This window comes from Kitasatospora sp. GP82 (assembly GCF_029892105.1).
Classification (GTDB): domain Bacteria; phylum Actinomycetota; class Actinomycetes; order Streptomycetales; family Streptomycetaceae; genus Kitasatospora.
Genome location: NZ_JARZAJ010000001.1, coordinates 277,529 through 301,411 on the forward strand (window position 1 = coordinate 277,529; position 23,883 = coordinate 301,411).

Genomic DNA, 23,883 nt, shown 5'->3' on the forward strand with positions numbered 1-23,883 from the left:
CGGAGCGTCGATTCACCACCTCACTCGTTCGAGTGAGCTGACGCTGCGTTGACCGGGGCATTGCGTTTTCCCGCCTCCGAGCTTCGGGGCAGGGCCCTATTCTCCTCTGGCGGACCCTCAAACCCGGGTGGTCCCAGCGGAACTGTGGCCATGGCGGGGAGGCGGAGATCGCCGGTGAGTGCCGAGGCGCCGTCCTGCCAGGCAGGGCGGCGCCCCGCTTTCAGGAGAACCGGTGCGCCGGGTGGCGCACCGTCTGCTACATCGTGGCGGTGCTGGCCGTCGCCGCGGCCGGCCTGCTGACCCTTGCGCTGCCGCCAGCCGGCCCGGCCGGCTGGCTGGGCGGACCGGTGGACTGGCCGGGGGTCGCCCTGCTGGCCTTTCTGCACACCTGCTGGGACGGCCTGGCGCAGGGCCTGCCGACCCCCTGCTTCCGCTTCTGGCGGACCTTGCTCCGCAGGCCGACCCAGCCGGTCAAGCCGGTGCACCCGGCCGGGCTGGCCTTCTTCCCGGTGCTGTTCGCCGGGGTCCTGATGCTGCCTCCGGCCGCCGCCGCCCTGGTCGCCCTCCCGGCGGCGCTCTCCGGATACGCCGAACGCCCCCGGGCGCTGCGCCGACTGTGGAACGCCGCCCAGCTGGCCGTCTCGGCGTACACGGCCGGGGTGGTCTTCCACCTGCTGGGCGGTCCGCGGCTGCTGCTCGGCTTGCAGTGCCCGGCGGCACTGCTTCCTGCGCTGGCCGCCATAACGGCGTTCTGCCTGGTCAACAGCGCCCTGGTGGCCGGGATGCGGAGGCTTGCCGAGCCTCGTCCGACGGGTCGGCCCCGGCCGGGCGCCGCGCTGCGCGGGCCGGTCGGCACCGTACTGGCCGCACTTGTGCCCGGAGCCGGCGGGCTGATGGTCGCGGTGCTGTGGCGTGGGCCGTACGGCGCCTTCGCGGCGGTGCTGGCGCTGCTGCCGTTCACCATCTCCGCCTGGGTCTTCGCCCAGGGACACCGGGAGCGGACAGCGCACCAGACCGCCGTCCGGGCGTTGGTGCAGGCCGTGGAGATCAAGGACGCGTACACCAGGGGCCACAGTGAACGGGTCGGCCAGGCGGCGCTGCTGATCGCCCGGCAGCTCGGGATGGCCGAGGAACGGCTGCGCACCCTGCACTTCGCCGGAACCCTGCACGACGTGGGCAAGCTGGGGGTGGCGACGGAGCTGTTGCGCAGAAACGGTCCACTGAGCGAGGAGGAACGGGGGGCCGTGGAGGTGCACCCGGTCTTCGGTCACGAGCTGGTCCGGGACATCGCCTTCCTCGGCGAGGAGGGCAGGGCCGGGATCCTGCACCACCACGAGCGGCTGGACGGGCGCGGCTACCCAAGCGGTCTGTCCGGGGACCGGATTCCCGAGTTCGCCCGGATCATCTCGGTCGCGGACGCCTTCGACTCGATGACCTCCACCCGTTCCTACCGGCGCGGGCGACCGGTCTCGGAGGCCGTCGCCGAGCTGGAGCGCTGCGCGGGCAGCCAGTTCGATCCGGTGATGGTCCGAGCGCTGATCGCCGCGGTCGCGGAGTACGGCTGGGAGCCCGTCCTGCCGCCGCCCGGCGGGTGGGCGGGGGAGGTGCCGGACATTCCGCTCGGCGTTCCCGAGCCTGCCAGACCGGTCGCGGCGAAGGGGCGCGCGGCGCGGACGGCGCGTACGGGCGGCCCCCGGTGAGCGGGGCAGAGGCGGCAAGGACAGAGGCCCCGGGGGGCCGGGCCGGGCAGCAGGGGTGGGGCAGTGGCGGGGTCGTCGGGGCCGCCGCGGTGTGGGTGCGGACGGTCCAACTGGCGGCCGCCGTACTGCTGTTGGCCGGGTTCGGCGAGCTGCTGCGCGACGGGCCGGCCGAACCCGGGGCCGCACTCGCCTTCGCGGGGGTGATCGCGGTCGGCGAGCGGGTCAGGGTCACCCTTCCGGGTGACCGTGAGCAGGCTCCGATCGGCACCGCCGTGGCCCTCGCGTACGCCCTGCTCGGCCCGTTGCGGGGAATGCCGACCACGCACGGTGTACTCCAGGTGGTCGCGGTGGCCGGGCTCGGGTTCCTTGCCGGCGTCGTACCACCGTTCCGGGCACCGGGACCGGCCCGGGTGGACGCGGTCGCCCGCCGACTGCTCACCGTCGCCTTCGCGGCCACCCTCTTCCAGCCGCTCTACGACAGCGGTGCGCTCGACCGGGCCGACTGCACCGGACCCGCGTACGGGCTGTTCGTGAGCGGCGTGGCCGCCCTCGCCGCGCTCTGTGACGCGACCCTGGCCGCCGGGCTGCACCGGGCCAGGGCGGGCCTGCGGTTCGCCGCCGCGCTCGAGGACGAGCTGCGATCACTGCTCGGCATCGGCTCGGCGATCGTCGCGACCGGCATGCTGATCAGCCTGCTGGCGGCCGAGATGGGGCTCTGGGTGCTACCGCTGTTCTGCGTCCCGCTGCTGCTCGCGCAGGCTTCCTTCCGCCGTGCGGCCGCCGTCCGGGCCACCACCAACCAGACCATCGAGACGCTGGCCCGCGCCACGGAGGTGGCCGGTTACACCCCGGCGGGGCACGCCCGCCGGGTCGCCGACACCGCCTGTGCCCTGGGCCGCGCGCTCGGCTTCGGCACCCGTCATCTCGTCCTGCTGGAGTACGCCGCGCTGATGCACGACATCGGTCAGCTCTCGCTGGTCGAGCCGGTGCCGTGCGGCGCGACCGCCCGGCTCCCGCAGCCGGAACAGCAGCGGATCGCCAGGCTGGGCAGCGAGGTGATCCGGCAGACCGGCGTCCCGCGGCAGGTCGCCCAGCAGGTCGCCAGGCTGGCCGATCCGTACCGCCTCCCGGACGGCTCGTACGACCGGGAGCTGCCGCTGGCCGCACGGATCATCCGGGTCGCCAACGCCCACGACGAGCTGCTCACCCACGCCCGCAACCGGGGCCTGCCGGAGGCGGCCGGGTGGCTGGAGGCGCTCGAACTGCTGCGGCTGGAACGCGGCCACAGCTACGACCCGAAGGTGGTCGAGACCCTGGCCGGCCTCGCCCGCCGAGGCGAGCAATGGCAGCCGGGCAACCCCCTCGGGGGTGCGGGAAACTGCACGAGAGGCCATGCGCCGTCGTAGGGCACCGAGTGGGCCGTCAGCCATGCACGCCCCGCGCCCGCGGACAGTGCATGGCTGGCGCGCGGTGGTCGGCACAGGAAGAGTGCACCGCAGGCGCGCGGTGGCCTGGTTGGGCGGTGCAGGGTTGACGTGCCAGGGCCGTGGAATTGACTGAATGGACGTGCGGGGAGCGCAGTCCAAGGCTGCCGTGGTTGGATGCGGTCGTAGCGTGGAACACCGGAACCGGGGCCGTCCGGCCTTCGGGGGCGTTCCCACTGCGGCATCCGGCCCGGCGCACCGGCCCGGTGGCAGGTACCGGACTTGGCGCCGGCCCCGCCCCGGGGTGACCCGGCCTCCGGGCAGGTACTGGCGGACGACAACGGCAGGGACGGAACGTGAGGATCTTCCACCGCGCAAGGCACCGGCCGTCGGCCACCTGGCGGCAGACGACCGACCGGGCCTTCACCCTGATCGGTGACGGCCGATACGAGGACGCGGGGGCGCTGCTGGTGATGGCGGCCGACCTGGAGCCGTGGCTCTCCGACTCCTGGTTCAACCTCGCACTGCTGCACAAGTTCCGCCGCGACTGGGACCAGGCGCGCAGCGCCGGTCTGCGCGCCGTCGCCCTGCTCGACCGCGAGCACGGCGCCCCCGACTGGTGGAACCTCGGCATCACCGCGACCGCCCTGCAGGACTGGCCGCTGGCCCGGCGCTCCTGGCAGGCGTACGGCCTCCGGCTTCCCGCCGGGGCCGCACAGGACAGCCCGGTGACGCTGGACCTCGGCACCACACCGGTGCGGCTCTCCCCGGAGGGCGAGTCCGAGGTGGTCTGGGGCAGACGCCTCGACCCGGCGAGAATCGAGGTGCTCTCCATCCCGCTGCCCTCCTCGGGCCGCCGTTGGGGCGAGGTGGTGCTGCACGACGGCGCCCCGCACGGCGAGCGGGTCACCGACGGTGTGGCGTACCCCGTCTTCGACGAGATCGAACTCTGGGCGCCCTCACCGGTGCCGACCTATGTCGTCCTGCTCCAGGCCGCCACCGCCGGGGACCGCGACGCCCTGGAGCGGCTGGTCGCCGATGCCGGGTACGCGGCCGAGGACTGGACGTCCTCGGTACGGCTGCTCTGCCGGGCCTGTTCGGAGAGCCGGATGGCCGCCGACGACGGGCACACCCACCACCACGATCCGCACGACGACGGAGACGCCGCCCACCCCGGCCACCTCAGCCACCTCAGCGGCAGCGGCGGAATGTCCTGGCTCGCCGAGCGGGAGTGCGGGATCGCGGCCCCGGCCGGCCTGGTCCGCCGGCTGCTCGACCGCTGGGTCGCGGCCTCGCCCGGGACCAGGGCCTACCGCGACCTCGAAGAGGTCTGTTAGGGGAAGTCTCGAAGAGGTCTGTCGAGAGGAAGCCCGGAAGGGTCCGCCGGGCCGGGAAAGTAAGGAGCCGGGCGCAGTACGGCACCGTACTCTTGAGCGGTAAACCCCAAGTGATCCACGGAAGCGGAAGCGACGATGGCGGACCAGCACAACCACGAGCACGACCATGAGCACGAGGAGCCCCAGGTCACCGAGGTGATCGGCGAGGTTCCGGACCTCTCCAAGGCCGAGGCCCGCCCGATCACCGTGGTCGGCAACCCCGTCCTGCACCGTGAGTGCAAGGACGTCACCGCCTTCGACGCCGAACTCTCCGCGCTGATCGACGACATGTTCGCCTCGATGTACGCCGCCGAGGGCGTCGGCCTGGCGGCCAATCAGATCGGCGTCGACCTCAAGGTATTCGTCTACGACTGCCCGGACGACGAGGGCGTGCGCCATATCGGACACGTCGTCAACCCGGTGCTGGAGGAGTGGCCGGCCGACCGCAAGCGCGTCCTGGACGACGGCCAGGAGGGCTGCCTCTCCGTCCCCACCGCCTACGCCGAGCTGCCGCGCCCCGGCTACGCCGCCGTGCGTGGCCAGGACAAGGACGGCAACCCCGTCCGGGTCGACGGCACCGGCTTCTTCGCGCGCTGCCTCCAGCACGAGACCGACCACCTGTACGGCTTCCTGTACATCGACAAGCTCTCCAAGCGCGACCGCAAGGACGCTCTGAAGCAGATGGCCGAGGGCACCCCCAGGTACGCGACCGTCCCGAACAGCTGACGGTACGGCAGAGGCCGGTACGGGAACCTCCCGTACCGGCCTCTGCGCATTAGGTGCTGAGTGTGCGTCCGGCCTAGAAGTCGTCGTCGAAGGAGACCGAGCCCTCGACGGCGACCTGGTAGGCGGAGACCCGGCGCTCGAAGAAGTTGGTCAGCTCCTGGACGTTCTGCAGCTCCATGAAACCGAAGGGATTGGTGGAGCCGTAGCGGATCGGCAGGCCGAGGCGGGCCAGGCGCTGGTCGGCGACGGCCTGGAGGTACTCGCGCATCGACGCGGTGTTCATGCCGGGCAGGCCCTCGCCGCACAGGTCCTGGGCGAACTGGAGCTCGGCCTCGACGGCCTCCTCCAGCATCTCGGTGACCTGCTTGGCCATCTGGTCGTCGAAGAGGTCCGGCTCCTCCTCGCGGACGGTGTCCACGACGGAGAAGGCGAAGTCCATGTGCATGGACTCGTCACGGAACACCCAGTTGGTGCCGGTGGCCAGGCCGTGCAGCAGGCCGCGGGAGCGGAACCAGTACACGTAGGCGAAGGCACCGTAGAAGAACAGGCCCTCGACACAGGCCGCGAAGCAGATCAGGTTCAGGAGGAACGCGCGGCGGTCCTCCTTGCTCTGCAGCGAGTCGATGTGGTCGACGGCGTTCATGTACTTGAAGCAGAACTGCGCCTTCTGGTGGATGGAGGGGATGTTCTCCACCGCGTCGAAGGCCGCCGCACGGTCGTCCGGGTCGGGCAGGTAGGTGTCGAGCAGCGTCAGATAGAACTGGACGTGCACGGCCTCCTCGAACAGCTGCCGGGACAGGTAGAGCCGGGCCTCGGGGGAGTTGATGTGCTTGTAGAGGCTCAGCACCACGTTGTTGGCGACGATCGAGTCACCGGTCGCGAAGAAGGCGACCAGGCGGCCGATCATGTGCCGCTCGCCCTCGCTCAGCTTGGCGAGGTCGGCGACGTCGGAGTGCAGGTCCACCTCCTCGACGGTCCAGGTGTTCTTGATGGCGTCCCGGTACCGGTCGTAGAACGACGGGTAGCGCATCGGGCGCAGCGTCAGCTCGAAACCGGGGTCGAGCAGCATCTTCTGGCGATCAGTGGCACTCACTGGCAAGCCTCGCAGGACTCGGGGTTCTCCAGGGAGCAGGCGATGGCGGCGGCCTGCTCCTCAGCGGTCATGGTGGGCACAGGCACACTCACGGCGGTGGCGCGGGTCGCGGCCTGGGCGATCCGGGTGGCCGGGCGCGAACGCAGGTAGTAGGTGGTCTTCAGACCGACCTTCCAGGCGTAGGCGTACATCGAGCTGAGCTTGCCGATGGTGGGCGCCGCCATGAAGAGGTTCAGCGACTGGCTCTGGTCGATGTACGGCATCCGCGCGGCGGCCAGGTCGATCAGCGCGCGCTGCGGCAGCTCCCAGGCGGTGCGGTAGAGCGAACGGACCTCGGCGGGCAGCCAGTTCAGGTCCTGGACCGAGCCGTTGGAGTCGCGCAGCGAGTCCCGGGTCTGCTGGTCCCAGACGCCCAGCTCCTTCAACTCCCGCACCAGGTACGGGTTGACCTGGAGGAACTCGCCGGAGAGGGTCTCACGCTTGAACAGGTTGGAGACCTGCGGCTCGATGCACTCGTACACACCGGCGATCGAGGCGATGGTCGCGGTGGGCGCGATGGCCAGCAGCAGCGAGTTGCGCAGGCCGGTACGGGCGATGGTGGCGCGCAGGGCGTCCCAGCGCTCGGTCCACTGCGGGGTGGTGGCGCTGTGCTTGTCTGTGAAGAAGTGGTCGATGTGCAGCTCGCCACGGGCGGCGCGGGTCTCCTCGTACGCCTCGTGGCGGCCGAACTGCTCGGCCAGTTCGCTGGAGCGCTCGTACGCGGTGAGCATGATGCGCTCGGAGATCAGCGTGGAGAGCTGCTTGGCCTCGGCGGAGTCGAAGTCGAGCCGGAGCTTGAAGAAGACGTCCTGGAGGCCCATCACACCCAGACCCACCGGGCGCCAGCGGGAGTTGGAGGCGCCGGCCTCGGGGGTCGGGTAGAAGTTGATGTCGATGACCCGGTCCAGGAAGGTCACGGCGGTGCGCACGGTGGCGTCCAGCCGCTCCCAGTCCATGGCGCCCAGCAGGTCGGCCGCGGTGGCACCGGCGGCGACGTGGGCGCCGAGGTTGACCGAGCCGAGGTTGCAGACGGCCGTCTCGGAGTCGTCGGTGACCTCCAGGATCTCGGTGCAGAGGTTGGAGGAGTGCACCGTGCGGCCGGGCAGCGCGGTCTGGTTGGCGGCGCGGTTGGAAGCGTCCTTGAAGGTCATCCAGCCGTTGCCGGTCTGCGCCAGGGTGCGCATCATCCGGGCGTACAGGGTCTGCGCCGGGATGGTGCGGACGGCCTTGCCCTCGGCCTCGGCCTTGCGGTAGGCGGCGTCGAACTCGGCGCCCCACAGGTCCACCAGCTCGGGGACGTCGGCGGGGGAGAACAGCGACCAGTCCTCGTTGGCGTTGACCCGGCGCATGAACTCGTCCGGGATCCAGTGCGCCAGGTTGAGGTTGTGGGTACGCCGCGCCTCCTCGCCGGTGTTGTCGCGAAGCTCCAGGAACTCCTCGATGTCGGCGTGCCAGGTCTCCAGGTAGACGCAGGCCGCGCCCTTGCGGCGGCCGCCCTGGTTGACGGCGGCGACCGAGGAGTCCAGGGTGCGCAGGAACGGCACGATGCCGTTGGACTTGCCGTTGGTGCCCCGGATCAGCGAGCCGCGCGAGCGGATCCGCGAGTAGGACAGGCCGATGCCGCCCGCGTGCTTGGAGAGCCGGGCGATCTGGGCGTAGCGCGAGTAGATCGAGTCCAGGTTGTCCAGCGGCGAGTCCAGCAGGTAGCAGCTGGACATCTGCGGGTGCTTGGTGCCGGAGTTGAAGAGCGTCGGCGAGGAGGTCAGGTACTCCAGGCGGCTCATCAGCCGGTAGAGCTCGGCGACCTCGGCGACCGACTGCTCGCTGTCGCCGACCGCCAGGCCGGCCGCGACGCGGAGCAGGAAGTGCTGCGGGGTCTCGATGACCTTGCGGGTGATCGGGTGGCGCAGCAGGTAGCGGGACTGCACGGTGCGCAGGCCGAAGTACTCGAAGCGGTCGTCGCCCTGCTGGTCGATCAGGGCGTCGAAGGCGTCGGCGTGCTTGGCGACCAGGGCGGCGGTGACGTCGCCGATCAGGCCCTCGGCGTGGCCGACCGCGATCGAGGCGGAGAAGGAGATGGCGCCCTGGCCGATCGCCTCGTCGGCGATCTCCATGGCGAGCAGGCGGGCGGCCAGCTTCGAGTACTGGGGGTCCTCGGCGATCATCGACGCGGCGGCCTCCACGGCCAGCCCGCGCAGCTCGGCGAAGTCCGAACCGGCGTGGCGGCCGCGCAGCGCGGCGGCGGCGACGTGGCCGGGGTCCACCTGGGGGAGGTCCACGCTGCGGTCGGTGAGCAGCCGGAGCAGAGCCGCACCGGGGTCGGTCTGGGGGGTGGCGGCGGAACCCTGAGAGGGCAGGGCAACTGAGGCAGCGATGGTCAAGGCGCTTCTCTCCTGGCGGCGGCGGGCGACGAGGGTGGTCCGGACCGCCATGTGCGCAGGGGAGTACGGCACGCCGTGACATCGGCGCGCTTGTCGACCCCCCCGGCCCACCCGCGAGGCCCGGACGTGGTGCGGTGCTGCATGGCATCTGCGGGGAAGCCGTGTGGCACACCGTCGGCAGGTCATCGGACTTGCGGGCACTGGAGGAGCCGCCCGCTCACCGCTGCGGGGCAGTCCCGGATTCGCACCGGGTTCCCCTGCTTCGACAGCGAGAGCGAGCATACATGTTGTGGCGGTCTGTCGATGCGGCACCAGATGTAGTGGCGCGTGTTGCGCCCGAGCTACCCGCGTGGTTTCGCGGTGGGGGCCGTCAGAAGGTGATGGAGTACACCATGAGGTCGATTCCGGGGGCAGGTTCCCAGTCCCGTTCAGGGGTCCGGCGGAAGCCGACCCGCTCGTAGATGCGGTGGGCGGCCTCCATCGCCGGGCGGGTCGAGAAGGCCATTCCGGCCAGTCCGAGCTCGCGGCAGCGGGCCACTGTGGCGCGCACCAGAGCCTCGCCCGTGCCCCGCCCCCGGGCCGCCGAGCCGACCGCGAGCATCCGGATCTCGCCCTCGTGCGGTGCGGCGATGTCGGCCCACTCGGTGCCGCCGACGGCGAGGGTCACACAGCCGAGGACCGCCTGGCTGTGCGCGTCGACCGCGACGAGGAGTTCGGCCTCCTGGTTGCGGCGGGCGGCGTCGCGGAGGAGCTGGACATAGCCGCTGTCCGGGGGCGTGTGGCCATCGCCCACGAACGCCTCGACAGTGACTTCACCTGCGGCTTCGAGGTCCTCTTCGAGTGCGCGGCGGATGAGTATGTCCATCCGGACAGTGTGCCCGAAGGGCGGGCGGAGGCGGCGGGCAGGGTGCCGTACAGGCGGTCGGGAAGAATCGGGGCCGCAGGGTGGTTGGGGCCGGGGTGATCATCAGGCCCGTCGCCGTGATCGGGCCTGCCGCGGCCGGGGCCGCCGGTGCTCGGCAGTTCACGGCCAATCAGGAAACCGAGCAGGCCGAAGCCGCCGATGGAGCCGATCAGGCCGAGGGAGGTCGCAAGGGTCTCGGAGGTCATGATCTCCACCCTCGTCCGAGCGGGCCGGCGTCACGAGTGGCAGGGAAGGCCGATTGCATCGAAATCCTGCCAACGGCATGCTGGGGGCCATGCTGAAGAACGTCGCCGCGGTGGTGCTGGAGCCGGTCCATCCGTTCGAACTCGGCGTGGCCAGCGAGATCTTCGGCCTCGACCGGGCCGAGGACGGCCTGCCGGTGTACGACTTCGCCCTCGCGGCCGACCGTCCCGGACGGCTGGCCACCCACGCCGGCTTCGACCTGGACGTCCCGTACGGTCCCGAACGGCTGGCCGAGGCGGACCTGGTGGTGGTCACCGCGGTCGGACGGCGCAGCGAGTACCCGTCCGAGCTGGTGGAGGTCCTGCGCGCCGCCGTCGCGCGCGGGGCGCGTGCACTGTCGATCTGCAGCGGCAGCTTTCTGCTCGGTGCGGCCGGACTGCTGGACGGCCGCCGCTCAACCACGCACTGGAAGCACACCGAGGAGCTGGCCCGGCGCTTCCCGCTCACCACCGTCGAACCCGATGTGCTCTACGTGGACGAGGACCCGGTGATCACCTCCGCCGGGACGGCCGCCGGGATCGACGCATGTCTGCACCTGGTCCGCAAGATGCAGGGCGCGGAGGTGGCGAGGGCGATCGCCCGGCGGATGGTGGTCGCCCCGCACCGGGAGGGTGGCCAGGCGCAGTTCGTCGACCGGCCGATGCCGGTGTGCGACGCGGACTCGCTCGGGGGCCTGCTCGACTGGCTGCGGCGCCACCTCGACCGGGAGCTGACGGTCGATCAACTGGCGGCCCGCGCCCATATGTCACCCCGCACCTTCGCCCGCCGCTTCCAGCAGGAGACCGGTACCACCCCGCACCGCTGGCTCACCAACCAGCGCCTGCTGCTGGCCCAGCGCCTGCTGGAGGGCACCAACGAGCCGGTGGACGCGGTCGCCGCCCGCTGCGGCTTCGGTAACGCGGCCACCCTCCGGCACCACTTCGGCCGCTGGCTGGGCACCACGCCGCAGGCGTACCGGCGGGCCTTCGCGGGCAGTTGGCCGAGCTCCGAGCCGACGGCCCGGGTCTGATCGGTGTACCACCAGGGGCGCGAGGCCGTGGTGGTGCACCGGTCAGGCCAGGTGGGAGACCGAGTTCCAGTGTTCTGCGTGGAGTCGGCCGGAGTGGGAGCGCCAGAGGCTGGTCGAGCAGTTGCGTACCGCCTGGAGTTCCAGCAACTGGGGCTCGGTGAGCCGGTCCAGCACATAGCGGAGCATCAGCACCGTGCAGTCGTGGGCCACCACCAGTACCGGCCGGCCCGCCTCCTCCTCGCAGAGGTCGCGCAGCAGGCCGCGCATCCGCAGTGCGACGTCCAGGGGCGATTCGCCACCGGGCGGCCGGTAGTACAACTCGCCCATCTTGCGCCGCCGGGCGGCCTCGGCGGGGTGCTCCTTCTCGATCGCGGCCGCGGTCAGCATCTCCAGGACACCGAGCTCTCTGTCCCGCAGCCGTTCGTCGTACCGGACGGGGAGTCCGACCGGTACCGTGCCGATGCCGGCGGCCTGGGCGAGCGCGATCCTGGCGGTCTCGGCGGTGCGGACGTACGGGGAGCACCAGACGGCCCGGGGGCGGTCGGCCGCGGGCAGCCCGGCCCACCACCGGCCGAGGTCGTGGGCCTGGCTGCGGCCGTGCGGGGAGAGCGGTATGTCGGCGTCCCGGCTGGTGATGGGGACGGTCAGTGCCCCGGTCTCGGCGGCGAGCTGGAACTCGACGTTGGCGATGCTCTCGCCGTGCCGGGTGGCGATCAGGACGGAGGGCAGTGGCCGCCCGGGCGCTGCGAGGCGGTGTCCGTTCAGGATGCTGGTGAGCTCTGCCATGGCTGGTTCTCCCCGTTGGTGTCCGTGACTCGGGCGGGCCGCGCAGACCAAGCGCACTCCCATGGTCGCGCCCCCGGGTGATTGCGCCGCCTGTGATCGCGCCGCCACCCCAGTGTTGACCGAGGTGACGGCGCGATCACAGGGCGCACGAGTCGGCGACGAATGCGCCCGCGGGGGTCAGTGCGCCGCCATGGGCTCCGGAGCGTCCTCCAGGGCCTTGTCCCCGGCCTCGGCGCTGTAGTCCGCCCGGCTGGTCTCGTCGACGCCGTCGGGGGCCTTGACGGCCCGCAGGACGAGGGTCAGCACCACGGACACCAGCAGGTTGAGCACAAAGGCGGTGAGGCCGATGTACCCGATCTCGCCGATGCCCGGGATCGCCGCCGAGCTGCCGCCGAAGTGCTTGGTGGCGGGGGAGGCGACCTGGTACGCCTCCCAGGTGCCGTACACCATGCCGACCGCCCAGCCGGCCAGCAGTGCCCAGCGGTGGAACCAGCGGGTGAAGAGCCCGCCGACGATGGAGACGAAGGTCTGCAGGATCCACAGGCCGCCGAGCAGCTGCAGGTTGATCGCGAACTGCTTGTCCATCAGCAGGACGAAGGCCAGCGCGCCGACCTTCACCAGCAGTGAGGCGAATTTGGCGACCTGGGTCTCCTGCGCGGCCGTCGCGTCCGGCTTCAGGAACTCCTTGTAGACGTTGCGGGTGAACAGGTTGGCCGCCGCGATCGACATGATCGCCGCCGGGACGAGCGCGCCGATGCCGATCGCCGCGAAGGCGACACCGGTGAACCAGTCAGGGAACATGTCGGCGAACAGCTGCGGCACCGCGAGCTGTGCGTTGTAGCCCTTGACGCCCTTGCCGACGCCCGCCGCGATCGCCATGAAGCCGAGCAGCGCCAGCAGCCCCAGCATCAGCGAGTACGCGGGCATGATCGCCATGTTGCGGCGCACCGTGTTGCGGGACTTGGAGGCCAGCACCCCCGTCACCGAGTGCGGGTACATGAACAGCGCCATCGCCGAGCCGAGCGCCAGCGTGGCAAACGTCCACTGGGCGTTCTCGCCCGTCACCAGCGAGCCGGCCGGTTTGCCGGTGGCCGGGTTGACGGTGGAGAACTTGTGCGCCGCCGAGTCGAAGATGTGCCCGTAGCCGCCCAGCCGCATCGGGATGTAGATCACCGCGACGATGATCACGATGTAGACCAGGGTGTCCTTGACGAACGCGATCAGCGCCGGGGCCCGCAGGCCCGAGGAGTAGGTGTAGGCGGCGAGCACCGCGAAGGCCACGAAGAGCGGCAGGTCCTTGACGAACCAGTTGCTGTCGGCGCCACCGCCCACACCCAGCACGTCCAGCACCGCCTGGATGCCGACCAGTTGGAGCGCGATGTACGGCATGGTGGCCAGGATCCCGGTCAGCGCCACCGCCAGCGACAGCCCCTTGGAGCCGTACCGGCCGCGCACGAAGTCCGCCGGGGTCACATAGCCGTGCACCCGGGAGACCGACCAGAGCCGGGGCAGGAAGAGGAAGACCAGCGGGTACGCGATGATCGTGTACGGCACCGCGAAGAAGCCCGCCGCGCCCACGCCGTAGATCAGCGCGGGGACGGCGACGAAGGTGTACGCGGTGTACAGGTCGCCGCCGAGCAGGAACCAGGTCACCCAGGTGCCGAAGCTGCGGCCGCCCAGGCCCCACTCGTCCAGGTGCTGGGCGTTGTCCGCCCGGCGCCAGCGCGAGGCCAGGAAGCCCATCACGGTGACCAGGACGAAGAACAGAATGAAGATCGTCAGAGCGGGGACGTTCACACCGTGGCTCATGCCTGCCCACCGTCCTGCACGGCCGCCCTGCGGGCCTTCTCGTCGCGCTGGAGCAGCAGGTAGGCCGCGACCGTGAAGACGGCCGAGACGGGCACCCAGAGCAGCTGGTACCAGTAGAAGAACGGCATCCCGCCGGCCTCGGGGGCCACCTTGGCGTACGAGGAGACCCAGAGCATCGCGACGATCGGGACGAGCAGGGAGATCCCGGCCAGCACCCGCTCGGGGGTGACGACCGGGACGGTACCCGGGGATGCGCCGGTATCGGGCTTGGAGGCTTCGGACGACGACATGTGTGCTCCGGCTGATGAGGGCTCACCTCGTCGGCGCCGCAGCGCACGGGGGACGTGCGCCCGCCGAGCAGCACCTGCGGTGATCGGCAGTCAGTACGGCAGCGAAATCTAGGCCCTGGAGTGACCTGTGTCACTACCCCGGACCGAAGATCCCGGATATCGGACGCACAACCGGATACCTCGTCAAGTCGAGCCACGGGAAGCTGTGCGCCGGCTGTGCACCGCCTCGCTGGGGAACCGTGCGCCAGCCATGCAGTGCCTCGGGGCCCCGCGCCCCTGGGTGGCCCGGGCGGACCGGGTGCCCCACGCCCCCGGTGCTATGCCGGGCGCTTGAGGCGGGTGATGAACTTGTAGCGGTCGCCGCGGTAGATGGAGCGGACCCACTCGACCGGGGCACCGTCGGCGTCGAAGGAGTGACGGGAGAGCTGGAGCATCGGCAGGCCCAGGTCGGAGCCGAGCAGTCCGGCCTCGCGCGGGTTGGCCAGGGTGGTCTCGATGGTCTCCTCGGCCTCGGCCACCGTGACCCCGTACACCTCGCGCAGCGCCGTGTAGAGAGAGGTGTGCTTGGCCAGGTTGCGCCGCAGGGCGGGGAACCGCTTGGCGGACAGGTGGGCCACCTCGATCGCCATCGGGTCGCCGTTGGCCAGGCGCAGGCGTTCGATCCGCAGCACCCGGCTGCCGGGCTTGATGTCCAGCAGTGGGGCGAGGTGCTCGTCCGCGCCGATGTAGCCGATCTCGATCAGCCGGGAGGTCGGCTCCAGGCCCTGGGCCCGCATGTCCTCGGTGTAGGAGGTGAGTTGGAGCGCCTGGGCGACCTTGGGCTTGGCGACGAAGGTGCCCTTGCCCTGGATGCGCTCCAGGCGGCCCTCGACCACCAGCTCCTGGAGGGCCTGGCGCACGGTGGTGCGGGAGGTGTCGAACTGTGCCGCGAGCGCCCGCTCCGGCGGGACCGGGGTGCCGGCCGGCTGGGTCTCGGTGAGCTGGAGCAGGTGGCGCTTCAGGCCGTAGTACTTGGGGACGCGGGCGGTCGGGTCGGCCGCTACCTGCGTCGGCAGGCTCTTCGCCTGGGGGTTGTTCACCTGGGCAGTGCTGCCCCCGTCGCTGGTCATCGGCCGTCTCTCCTGCTACTCGCGGGGTCGTCCCTGACCCTGCCGCCTCGTTAACGGCACACATCGTTGCACGTATGTCCTGTCAACGGGGACCTCATCACACGATGAACGATGGGCGGTGTCGGCTTGATAACGGGTGGTCCGGATTGCTCCGGCTACCGTTGACACGCCCATTGGTCTAGGCCAAGCTCCAGGCATCTGGTCTACACCACTGCAGACCACCCATGAATTCCAAACCCCGTCCCATGGGTTTGCGACACCAGTTCCTGCCGATATATGCCGGTCTGTCGCTGCCACCGTGGGGGCACCCGGGCATCCCTCAGGAGGATGGCGTGAAGCGTCAGCTCATCGCGGCGGTCGGCGTCGCAGCTATGGCCGTCGGCCTCGCGGCTTGTGGTTCGGACGCCAAGACGGACGGTGGCAACAGCGCTGCCCCCACCAGCCTCACCGTCTGGCTCACCGTCGACGCCCAGCAGAACTGGCCTGATCTGGTCAAGTCCGCCGACGACCAGCTGACCGCCAAGTACCCGGGCATCAAGATCAACCACGAGTACTACGGGTGGAAGGACAAGAACCCGAAGCTGGACTCGGTTCTCGCCACCAACCAGGTGCCGGACGTGGTCGAGATGGGCAACACCGAGATGCTGCCCTACATGATCAAGGGTGCGCTGGCTCCGCTGGACACCTCGAAGTTCGAGAACAGCGGTGCCTGGCTGGACGGCCTCAAGGCCTCGGTCACCTACAACGACAAGGTCTTCGGCGTGCCGTACTACGCCGGTGCCCGCGTCGCGACCTGGCGCAAGGACGTCGCCGCCGACGCCGGCGTGACCGCCACCCCGAAGACCTACGCCGAGCTGACCGCCGACCTGGACAAGATCCAGGCCAAGCAGGGCGACAAGTTCTCCGCCTGGTACCAGCCGTCGCGCGACTGGTACACCGCGATGTCCTTCGTGGCCGACGCCGGCGGCTCGATCGCCACGCAGGACGGCGGCAAGTGGAAGGCCAGCCTGGAGAGCCCGGAGGCGATCAAGGGCCTGACCGCCTGGAAGGACGCCCTCGGCAAGTACATGAAGGGCGACCTGACCAAGGACGACGCCGACCGCTACATCGTCTACGGCCTGGGCCAGTCCGGCATGATCTACGGCGCCGGCTGGGAGGGCGGCTCCGCCGCCGACCCGAAGTTCGACAAGACCGGCGGCAAGCTGAAGGACAACCTGGTCTCCTTCGTGATGCCCGGCCCGTCCGGCAAGAACCTGAGCACCTTCCTCGGCGGCTCCGACCTGGCCGTCCCGGTCAAGTCGAAGGCCAAGGACGTCGCCTCGGAGTGGATCAACTTCTTCACCAACTCCAAGGCCCAGGACGCCCTGGTCAAGGCAGGCAACCTGCCGAACAACAAGACCCAGCTGGCCCCGCTGAAGAGCGACCCGAAGGTCGGCGCCTCGGCCGAGGCCGCCGAGCTCAGCTGGTTCGTCCCGACCGCGCCGGGCTGGCTGCAGGTCGAGAAGGCGAACATCCTGCAGAACGCCCTGCAGGACATCGCCCAGGGCAAGAAGACCGTCGAGGCCGCTGCGAAGGACGCCGACACGGCCATCGACGCCGTCATCAACAACGCCTGACGGACGGTCGGCAGCCCGCCGGTCCCCTCCACGCCGAGGGGGCCGGCGGGCCCAGGCCGTGAGGCCACTTGAGAACCTGCAAGCGCCAGGCGTAGCTGAGGAGCACGTGATGAGTGCCGAGACATCCACCGTGAAGGTGCCGCCGCAGCGGCCCTCGTCATCCACGGGGGCGCCGGCTCCCAGAGCCGAGCGCCCGGCGAGGAAGAGCGGCCGGTTCTCGGGTCAGGCCGCGCCCTGGCTGCTGCTCGCGCCGACCCTGGTCGTCCTGGCCGTGGTCCTCGGCTACCCGCTGGTGCGCCTGGCCACCCTCTCCTTCCAGAAGTTCGGCCAGTCCCAGCTCTGGGGCTTCCAGCCCACCGAGTGGGTCGGCTTCCAGAACTTCACCACCGTGCTCGGCGACAGCGTCTTCTGGGACGTCGTGGTGCGCACCATCCTCTTCGCCGTCGGCGCGGTCGTGTTCACCATGGTGATCGGCATGGCCCTCGCGATGCTGCTGATGCGGGTCTCCGGCTGGGTGAAGACGCTCATCAACGTCGCCCTGGTGGCGAGCTGGGCGATGCCGATCGTGGTCGCCGTCACCGTCTTCAAGTGGATGTTCGACTCCGACTACGGCGTCGTCAACTGGCTGCTGAGCCGTATCCCGGGCCTGGACTTCGACCGCCACAACTGGTTCATCGACTCCACCCAGGGCTTCACCATCATCATGGCGCTGGTGGTCTGGGGCGCCGTGCCGTTCGTCGCGATCACCCTGCACGCAGGTCTCACCCAGGTGCCCAAGGAGCTGGAGGAGGCCGCGCGGATGGACGGCGCCGGAGCCGTCAAGGTCTTCCGCTACGTCACCCTGCCGGTGCTCAAGCCCATCATCGTCATGCTGGCCACCCTCTCGGTCATCTGGGACATGGGCGTCTTCCCCCAGGTCTTCCTGATGCGCGGCGGTCACCCCGAGCCCGAGTACCAGCTGCTCACCACGTACTCGTACGACAAGGCGTTCGTGGTCAACGACTACTCCATGGGTTCGGCCATCGCCCTGCTCACCGTGCTGCTGCTGCTCGGCGTGATCGCCGTGTACATGCGGCAGATGCTGAAGATCGGAGAGGTCGAGTGACGACCGAAGTGAAGCAGCCGCGTCCCAAGGGCCGCGCGGTCTACAACCTGATCGGCCTGCTGGTCGCCGCGGTCATGGGCTTCCCGGTGTACTGGATGATCAACACCGCGCTGAAGCCGGCCAAGGACTCCATCTCGCCGACGCCGAAGTTCCTGCCCTTCCCGCTGTCGCTGGAGAACTTCCACCGGGCGCTGCAGATCTCCGACTTCTGGGGCCCGGTCACCCGCAGCCTGATCATCGCGGGCTCCACCGTGGGCATCGGCCTGGTGGTCGGCCTGCTGGCCGCGCTGGCGATCTCGCGCTTCGCCTTCCGCGGCCGCAAGGTGGTCATCGTGGGCATTCTGACGGTGCAGATGGTGCCGCTGGTCGCGATGATCATCCCGGTCTTCCTGCTGCTCAACGACCTCGGCCAGTACAACAAGCTGACCGGCATCATCCTGACCTACCTGACCTTCGTGCTCCCCTTCACGGTGTGGACCCTGCGTGGCTTCATCGTGAACATCCCCAAGGAGCTGGAGGAGTCCGCGATGGTCGACGGCTGTACCCGTACCGGGGCCTTCGTCCGCGTGGTCTTCCCGCTGCTCGCGCCCGGCCTGGTCGCCACCGCGATCTACGGCTTCATCCAGGCGTGGAACGAGTACCTGTACGCCCTCCAGCTGCTCAGTCAGCAGAACACCACCGCCACCGTCTGGCTCGGCAACTTCACCACCACCCGTGGCACCGAGTACGCGCCGATGATGGCCGGCTCGACCATGATGGCGATCCCCGTGGTGATCTTCTTCCTGCTGGTCCAGCGCCGTATCGCCTCCGGCCTAACGGCCGGTGCCGTGAAGGGGTGACCCGAGCCGTGAGTATTCTCGTTCCGGCGGTCGCGGACAGCGACCAGCTGCACCGCGACGCCCTGACGGTCCTTCAGCCGGGCTTCGTCGGCACCGCTCCGCCCGAGTGGCTGCGCCGCCACCTGGCGGCCGGTCTCGGCTCGGTCGCCCTGTTCGGACGGAACGTCACCGACCCGGAGCAGCTGGCCGCGCTCACCGCGGCGCTGCGCTCGGAGAACCCGGACGTGCTGGTCGCCATCGACGAGGAGGGCGGCGACGTCACCCGTCTGGAGGCCGGCTCGGGGTCCTCCTGGCCGGGCAACCTCGCCCTCGGCGCGATCGACGATCCGGCACTGACCCGCGATGTCGCCCGTGAGCTCGGCCGGGCGCTGGCCGCCTGCGGCGTCAACTACAACTGGGCGCCCTCGGCCGACGTCAACTCCAACCCGCGCAATCCGGTGATCGGGGTCCGCTCCTTCGGCGCCGACCCCGGGCTGTGCGCCCGGCACACCGCGGCCTGGGTGGAGGGCCTGCAGTCGGTCGGTGTGGCCGCCTGTGCCAAGCACTTCCCCGGCCACGGTGACACCGCCGTGGACTCCCACCTCGGCCTGCCCGTGGTGGACGTGGACGTGGACCTGCTGCGCTCGCGCGACCTGGTCCCGTTCATGGCCGCGATCGAGGCCGGCGCCAAGGCCGTGATGACCGCTCACATCATGATCCCGGCGCTGGACCCGACGTTGCCCGCCACCCTCAGCCGGGCCGTGCTCAGCGACCTGCTGCGCGGCTCGCTGGGGTACCAGGGCCTGATCGTCACCGACGGCATCGAGATGGGCGCGATCGCCGACACCTACGGCACCGGCGAGGGCACCGTCCTGGCCCTGATCGCCGGAGCCGACGCGATCTGTGTCGGCGGCGGTCTGGCCGACGAGGAGACGGTGCTGCACCTGCGCGACGCCATCGTGGAGGCGGTCCGCGCCCGCCGGCTGAGCGAGGAGCGCCTGGCCGACGCGGCCCAGCGGGTCCGCGGTCTCGGCAACTGGGCCCGGATCGAGGCCCAGGGCGAACTGGCCGAGCCGGACCTGGCGATCGGCCTGCGGGCCGCCCGCCGGGCACTGCGCGTGGTCCGGGCGCCGGGTGCGGCCGTCGCCCCGGTGACCGAGCGCCCGTACGTGGCCTCGTTCTCCCCGCAGGCGAACATCGCGGTGGGCGACGAAACGCCGTGGGGCGTGGCCGGGATGCTGGCGGCCCGCTTCCCCGGGACGCGAACCGCGAGGTTCGGCCCGGACATCGAGCTGGACGAGGTGGAGGCCGGGGTGCTCGCCGGGGCAGCCGGCCGCCGCCTCGTCCTGGTGGTCAGGGACGCCCATCGGCACACCTGGATGTCCGCGGCCCTGGACCGGCTGGTGACGGCCCGTCCGGACGCCCTGGTGGTCGAGATGGGTGTACCGCAGGCCGTCCCGGTCGGGGCGCTGCACGTCGCCACCCATGGCGCGGCCAGGGTCTGCGGACTGGCCGCCGTCGAGGTGCTGACCGGGCAACAGGTCTGAGTCGCGCTCATGGCCCGGGGCCCGCTGGAGAGTCAACTCCGGCGGGCCCCGGGCCTTTTGTGACCATGTTCCCGAACGGCAAGCCGCTGCCCTCCTTCATCGGCGGCTCGGACCTGGCGGTGACCGCCGAGTCGCCCGTCGCCGAGCCGGCCAAGGACTGGATCCGGATGGTCACCAGCACCGGGTCCGAGCAGACCCTCGCCGACAAGGGCACCCTCCCGAACAACCTGACCCAGCTGGAGCCGCCGAAGACCAGCCCACCACGGCCGCCGCCAACGCCGTGCCGGATGCCTGGTTCACCCTGCCGGCGCCCGGCTGGAGTGCGGTCGAGAAGCAGAACGTGCTGGTCGACATGCTGAACGGCATCCCGGGCGGCAAGGCGGTGGACGCCGCGACCAAGGACGCGGACGCGGTGATCGACAAGCTGATCAACAACCCGTCCCGAGACCGGCCCCGGTGCGCCGTTCCCGGTCCGGACGGCGCACCGGGTGTGCTCCACCCGGGCTGTCCCCGTAGGATCGTCACAGGGCGCCGACCATCCCACCGGCGCCCGCAGCGAGTGTGCGGACTCGCCGCCGTAGAGGTCCCCGTCAGGCATCCGTCCGACCGGGGTATCACCATCTCATCGGAGGCACATTCAGATGTCCGACCCGCAGACCACTTCCGTCCCCGGCCGGATCATGGCGGCGGAGATGGCCGAGCAGCCGGCCGTCCTGCAGCGCATCCTCGACGAGGGCGCCCCGAAGATCCGCGAGATCGCGTCCCAGATCGCCGCCCGCAACCCGCGCTTCGTCCTGCTGACGGCGCGCGGCACGTCCGACAACGCGGCGCTGTATGCGAAGTACCTGATCGAGGTACTGCTGGGCAAGCCGGCCGGCCTCACCTCGATGTCCACCACCACGGCGTACGGCGCCAAGCCGGACCTCACCGACGTGCTGGTCATCACCGTCAGCCAGTCCGGCGGCTCGCCCGACCTGGTGGCCTCCACCAAGGCCGCCCGCGAGGCCGGTGCGATCACGCTGGCCGTCACCAACAACGCCGACTCGCCGCTGGCCGAGGTCTCCGAGTTCCACATCGACGTCCTGGCGGGCCCGGAGAAGGCTCTGCCGGCCACCAAGACCTACACCGCCGAGCTGCTCGCCCTCTACCTGCTGATCGAGGGCCTGCGCGGCAGCGACGGTGCGGCCGCCAAGGTGCTGCCCGAGCTGGCCGCACAGATCCTGGCCCGCCAGAGCGAGGTGAAGGCCCTGGCCGAGCGCTACCGTTTCGCCCAGCGCCTGGTCATCACCTCGCGCGGCTACGGCTACCCCACCGCCCGCGAGGCGGCGCTGAAGCTGATGGAGACCACCTACATCCCGGCCTCCCCGTTCTCCGGCGCCGACCTGCTGCACGGCCCGCTGGCCATGGTGGACAACGTCTCCCCGGTCATCGCGATCGTCCCGGACGGCAAGGGCGGCGAGGCCCTGCAGCCGGTCCTGGACCGACTGCGCGGCCGTGGCGCGGACCTGGTGGTCGTCGGCCAGCGGGACCAGGTGGAGGCCGCCTCCGCAGGCTTCGCCCTGCCCGCCGGGGTGCCCGAGGAGGTCCAGCCGATCCTGGAGATCCTCCCGCTCCAGCTGCTGGCGTACGAGGTCACCATCGCCCGCGGCCAGGACCCGGACGCCCCCCGCGCGCTCGCCAAGGTCACCGAGACCCACTGACGCAGACGCCAGGATGCCCCCGGCCGTCCAGAGGACAGCCGGGGGCATCCCCACACCCGGGCACCCCGACAAGGGGCACGGGGGTCGTCGGTGGGCACCGAGATCACCTGCGCCCCTGTCGGGGCACCCAGTTGCCCGATGTGCCGGACGGCATAAAAGCACTACGGGCCACGGCGCCGACACAGGACCCTCAACCCGTGCGGCACCGCAGCCCGGAGCTGTCGTCGGGCGCCTGTGCCGACCGATGGCTGTGCGGGGCCCTCGGGCGTCGGCGTCCGACCGAGGAGCTGCCTCGCGCGGTCAGGGCAGTTGCGCGGGGGCGGCTCCTTGGTGCTTCTTCATTGTGGACTAGACCAATCTGGCTTGTCCAGGGAGGGCCCAAAATTGGTCTGGACAACTTGGAGCGGGTGGTTGCCGGAGCCGGTGCGGCCTCCTCCGGTTACGCTCACAATGTGCCCTCGCTGAACGAACTCGTCCGCCGCCACACCACGCTGACCGGTGCCGATGTGGAATGGCTCCACATGCTGGTCTCGGAGTGGCAGCTGCTCTCCGACCTCTCCTTCGCCGACCTGGTGCTCTGGATCCCCACCTGGGACGGCATCCGGTACGTCTCGGTCGCCCAGATGCGCCCCAACACCGGGCCGACCTCCTACCAGGACGACATGGTCGGCCACCTGGTCCCGCGTGGCCGCCGCCCGCTGCTGGACGCCGCCTTCGACGAGGGGCGGATCGTGCGCGAGGGCGATCCGGAGTGGCGCGAGGAGGTGCCGGTACGGGTCGAGTCGATCCCGGTCCGGCGCGAGGGCCGGGTACTCGGGGTGATCGCCCGCAACACCAACCTGCTGACCGTCCGCACGCCCAGCCGGCTGGAGCTCACCTATCTGCAGAGCGCCTCCGACCTGGCCCAGATGATCGCCGCAGGAACGTTTCCGTACCCCGCCGAGCAGACCGATATGGACGCCGCCCCCCGGGTCGGCGACGGTCTGATCCGCCTGGACGCCGACGGCATCGTCACCTACGCCAGCCCCAACGCGCTCTCCGCCTACCACCGTCTCGGGCTCACCACTGACCTGGTCGGCAGTCATCTCGGCTCCACCACCGCCGAGTTGGTCCCTCCGTCGCGCGGCGCGGTGCACGAGGCACTGGTCAAGCTGGCCAGCGGCTGGGCCCCCCGGCAGACCGAGGTCGAGGTCCAGGGGGGAGTGGTCACCCTGCGGGCCATCCCGCTGAAGCCCAAGGGGGTGCTCACCGGCTCGCTGGTGCTCTGCCGCGACGTCACCGAACTGCGCCGCCGCGACCGCGAGCTGATGACCAAGGACGCCACCATCCGGGAGATCCACCACCGGGTGAAGAACAACCTGCAGACGGTGGCGGCCCTGCTGCGCTTGCAGGCCCGCCGGATGGACTCGGAGACCGGGCGGGCCGCGCTGGACGAGGCCGTCCGCCGGGTCGGCTCGATCGCCATCGTGCACGAGACGCTCTCGCAGGCCCTGGACGAGAAGGTGGCCTTCGACGAGATCGCCGACCGGGTGCTCGCGATGGTCAAGGAGCTGTCCCAGGACGGCAGGGTGGCGACCAGGCGCACCGGCAGTTTCGGCATCCTCTCCGCCGAGGTCGCCACTCCGCTGGCGATGGTGCTCACCGAACTGCTGCAGAACGCCCTCGAGCACGCCTTCGGCACGAAGTCCGAGGGAAACCTGGAGGTCAGCGCGTTGCGCGGCCGGGCACCCGCCAGCGGCAAGGGCTGGTCGGACAGCTGGAACGGCGGTGCGAAGCCGGCCGAGTACCTGCTGATCACGGTGCAGGACGACGGCAAGGGCATGCCCGAGGGCTTCGACCCGCAGCAGGCGGGCAACCTGGGTCTGCAGATCGTCCGTACGCTCTGCACCAATGAGCTGGGTGGCACCTTCGACATGGTCGCCGCACCGGACGGCGGCACGAAGGTGATCCTGGAGATCCCGGTTCGCTAGCTCCTCGCGAGCCGAGGAGCGTCGGCACCGGCTCAGAGTGCCCGGTGGCGAGCGAGGGGTCAGAAAAGAGAAACGAGGCCCTGTCGACCGGGGGGGTGGGTCGACAGGGCCTCTCAACCCGTTCCGGCCGTCGGGGGGAGTCGGCCGGAACGGGGGCTCTTTGGTGGTGCGACGCCGGGCCCGTGTGTTGCACACGGTGAGCGGCTCAGGTCCACAG

Annotated in this window: 19 protein-coding genes and 1 riboswitch; of the genes, 12 read left to right on the plus strand and 7 right to left on the minus strand. The window is 70.7% G+C overall.

The annotated features are described in order from the left end of the window. The first annotated feature begins 263 nt into the window (after positions 1–263). From P3T39_RS01205 to def, 4 genes are all read left to right on the plus strand, one after another. On the plus strand, positions 264–1,700 hold the full coding sequence (locus P3T39_RS01205) for an HD-GYP domain-containing protein (RefSeq protein ID WP_280695322.1): 1,437 nt from the start codon (positions 264–266) through the stop codon (positions 1,698–1,700). Next, positions 1,697–3,106 carry an HD domain-containing phosphohydrolase gene (locus tag P3T39_RS01210; protein ID WP_280695323.1) on the plus strand — a complete coding sequence of 470 codons (1,410 nt, stop codon included), beginning with the start codon at positions 1,697–1,699 and terminating at the stop codon, positions 3,104–3,106. Before P3T39_RS01205 ends, P3T39_RS01210 begins: the two co-directional genes overlap by 4 nt. A 374-nt stretch (positions 3,107–3,480) precedes the next feature. Next, complete coding sequence (locus P3T39_RS01215; protein WP_280695324.1) at positions 3,481–4,461, plus strand: hypothetical protein; 981 nt, start codon at positions 3,481–3,483, stop codon at positions 4,459–4,461. Between the two features lie 135 nt (positions 4,462–4,596). Next, positions 4,597–5,226: a peptide deformylase gene (gene def, locus P3T39_RS01220; protein WP_280695325.1), complete on the plus strand. Its 630-nt coding sequence runs from the start codon at positions 4,597–4,599 to the stop codon at positions 5,224–5,226. A gap of 73 nt (positions 5,227–5,299) precedes the next feature. Here def and P3T39_RS01225 read toward each other — a convergent pair whose 3' ends face one another. From P3T39_RS01225 to P3T39_RS01235, 3 genes are all read right to left on the minus strand, one after another. Next, positions 5,300–6,295, minus strand: coding sequence for a ribonucleotide-diphosphate reductase subunit beta (locus P3T39_RS01225; RefSeq protein ID WP_280695413.1), 996 nt, complete (start codon positions 6,293–6,295; stop codon positions 5,300–5,302). A 20-nt stretch (positions 6,296–6,315) separates the two neighbouring features. Next, the gene (locus P3T39_RS01230) at positions 6,316–8,790 is read right to left on the minus strand and encodes a ribonucleoside-diphosphate reductase subunit alpha (protein ID WP_280695326.1); all 2,475 of its coding nucleotides are present in this window, start codon (positions 8,788–8,790) and stop codon (positions 6,316–6,318) included. Between the two features lie 107 nt (positions 8,791–8,897). After that, a riboswitch (cobalamin riboswitch) is annotated at positions 8,898–9,038 on the minus strand. A 71-nt stretch (positions 9,039–9,109) separates the two neighbouring features. Further along, the gene (locus tag P3T39_RS01235; protein WP_280695327.1) at positions 9,110–9,604 is read right to left on the minus strand and encodes an N-acetyltransferase; all 495 of its coding nucleotides are present in this window, start codon (positions 9,602–9,604) and stop codon (positions 9,110–9,112) included. Positions 9,605–9,938: 334 nt separating this feature from the next. On the opposite strand from P3T39_RS01235, the gene P3T39_RS01240 reads away from it, so the two are divergent. Next, positions 9,939–10,916, plus strand: a complete 978-nt coding sequence (locus P3T39_RS01240) for a helix-turn-helix domain-containing protein (protein WP_280695328.1) — start codon at positions 9,939–9,941, stop codon at positions 10,914–10,916. A 42-nt stretch (positions 10,917–10,958) separates the two neighbouring features. Here the strand turns inward: P3T39_RS01240 and P3T39_RS01245 are convergent, their stop codons facing one another. The 4 genes from P3T39_RS01245 to P3T39_RS01260 form a co-directional block, all read right to left on the minus strand. After that, entirely contained in the window at positions 10,959–11,702 is a 744-nt protein-coding gene (locus P3T39_RS01245) for a histidine phosphatase family protein (protein ID WP_280695330.1), read from the minus strand. A 177-nt stretch (positions 11,703–11,879) separates the two neighbouring features. After that, positions 11,880–13,511, minus strand: a complete 1,632-nt coding sequence (locus tag P3T39_RS01250) for a sodium:solute symporter (RefSeq protein WP_280695332.1) — start codon at positions 13,509–13,511, stop codon at positions 11,880–11,882. Then, positions 13,508–13,801, minus strand: a complete 294-nt coding sequence (locus tag P3T39_RS01255) for a DUF3311 domain-containing protein (protein WP_280695333.1) — start codon at positions 13,799–13,801, stop codon at positions 13,508–13,510. The genes P3T39_RS01250 and P3T39_RS01255 overlap by 4 nt, the downstream gene beginning before the upstream one ends. Before the next feature lie 317 nt (positions 13,802–14,118). Next, entirely contained in the window at positions 14,119–14,910 is a 792-nt protein-coding gene (locus tag P3T39_RS01260) for a GntR family transcriptional regulator (RefSeq protein ID WP_280695334.1), read from the minus strand. A 332-nt stretch (positions 14,911–15,242) separates the two neighbouring features. On the opposite strand from P3T39_RS01260, the gene P3T39_RS01265 reads away from it, so the two are divergent. The 7 genes from P3T39_RS01265 to P3T39_RS01295 all read left to right on the plus strand — a co-directional run bounded on the left by P3T39_RS01265 (position 15,243) and on the right by P3T39_RS01295 (position 23,666). Then, positions 15,243–16,526, plus strand: coding sequence for an extracellular solute-binding protein (locus P3T39_RS01265; protein WP_280695335.1), 1,284 nt, complete (start codon positions 15,243–15,245; stop codon positions 16,524–16,526). Between the two features lie 109 nt (positions 16,527–16,635). After that, positions 16,636–17,631: a sugar ABC transporter permease gene (locus P3T39_RS01270; protein ID WP_280695336.1), complete on the plus strand. Its 996-nt coding sequence runs from the start codon at positions 16,636–16,638 to the stop codon at positions 17,629–17,631. Then, the gene (locus P3T39_RS01275; RefSeq protein ID WP_280695337.1) at positions 17,628–18,470 is read left to right on the plus strand and encodes a carbohydrate ABC transporter permease; all 843 of its coding nucleotides are present in this window, start codon (positions 17,628–17,630) and stop codon (positions 18,468–18,470) included. Before P3T39_RS01270 ends, P3T39_RS01275 begins: the two co-directional genes overlap by 4 nt. A gap of 8 nt (positions 18,471–18,478) precedes the next feature. Then, a complete protein-coding gene (locus P3T39_RS01280) occupies positions 18,479–19,996 on the plus strand; it encodes a glycoside hydrolase family 3 protein (RefSeq protein ID WP_280695338.1) in 1,518 nt (505 codons plus the stop codon). 59 nt (positions 19,997–20,055) lie between these two features. Continuing rightward, positions 20,056–20,355, plus strand: coding sequence for a hypothetical protein (locus P3T39_RS01285; RefSeq protein ID WP_280695339.1), 300 nt, complete (start codon positions 20,056–20,058; stop codon positions 20,353–20,355). Positions 20,356–20,637: 282 nt separating this feature from the next. Next, a complete protein-coding gene (locus tag P3T39_RS01290; RefSeq protein WP_280695341.1) occupies positions 20,638–21,696 on the plus strand; it encodes an SIS domain-containing protein in 1,059 nt (352 codons plus the stop codon). Positions 21,697–22,148: 452 nt separating this feature from the next. Beyond that, positions 22,149–23,666: a PAS domain-containing sensor histidine kinase gene (locus P3T39_RS01295; protein WP_280695342.1), complete on the plus strand. Its 1,518-nt coding sequence runs from the start codon at positions 22,149–22,151 to the stop codon at positions 23,664–23,666. Positions 23,667–23,883: the final 217 nt, after the last annotated feature.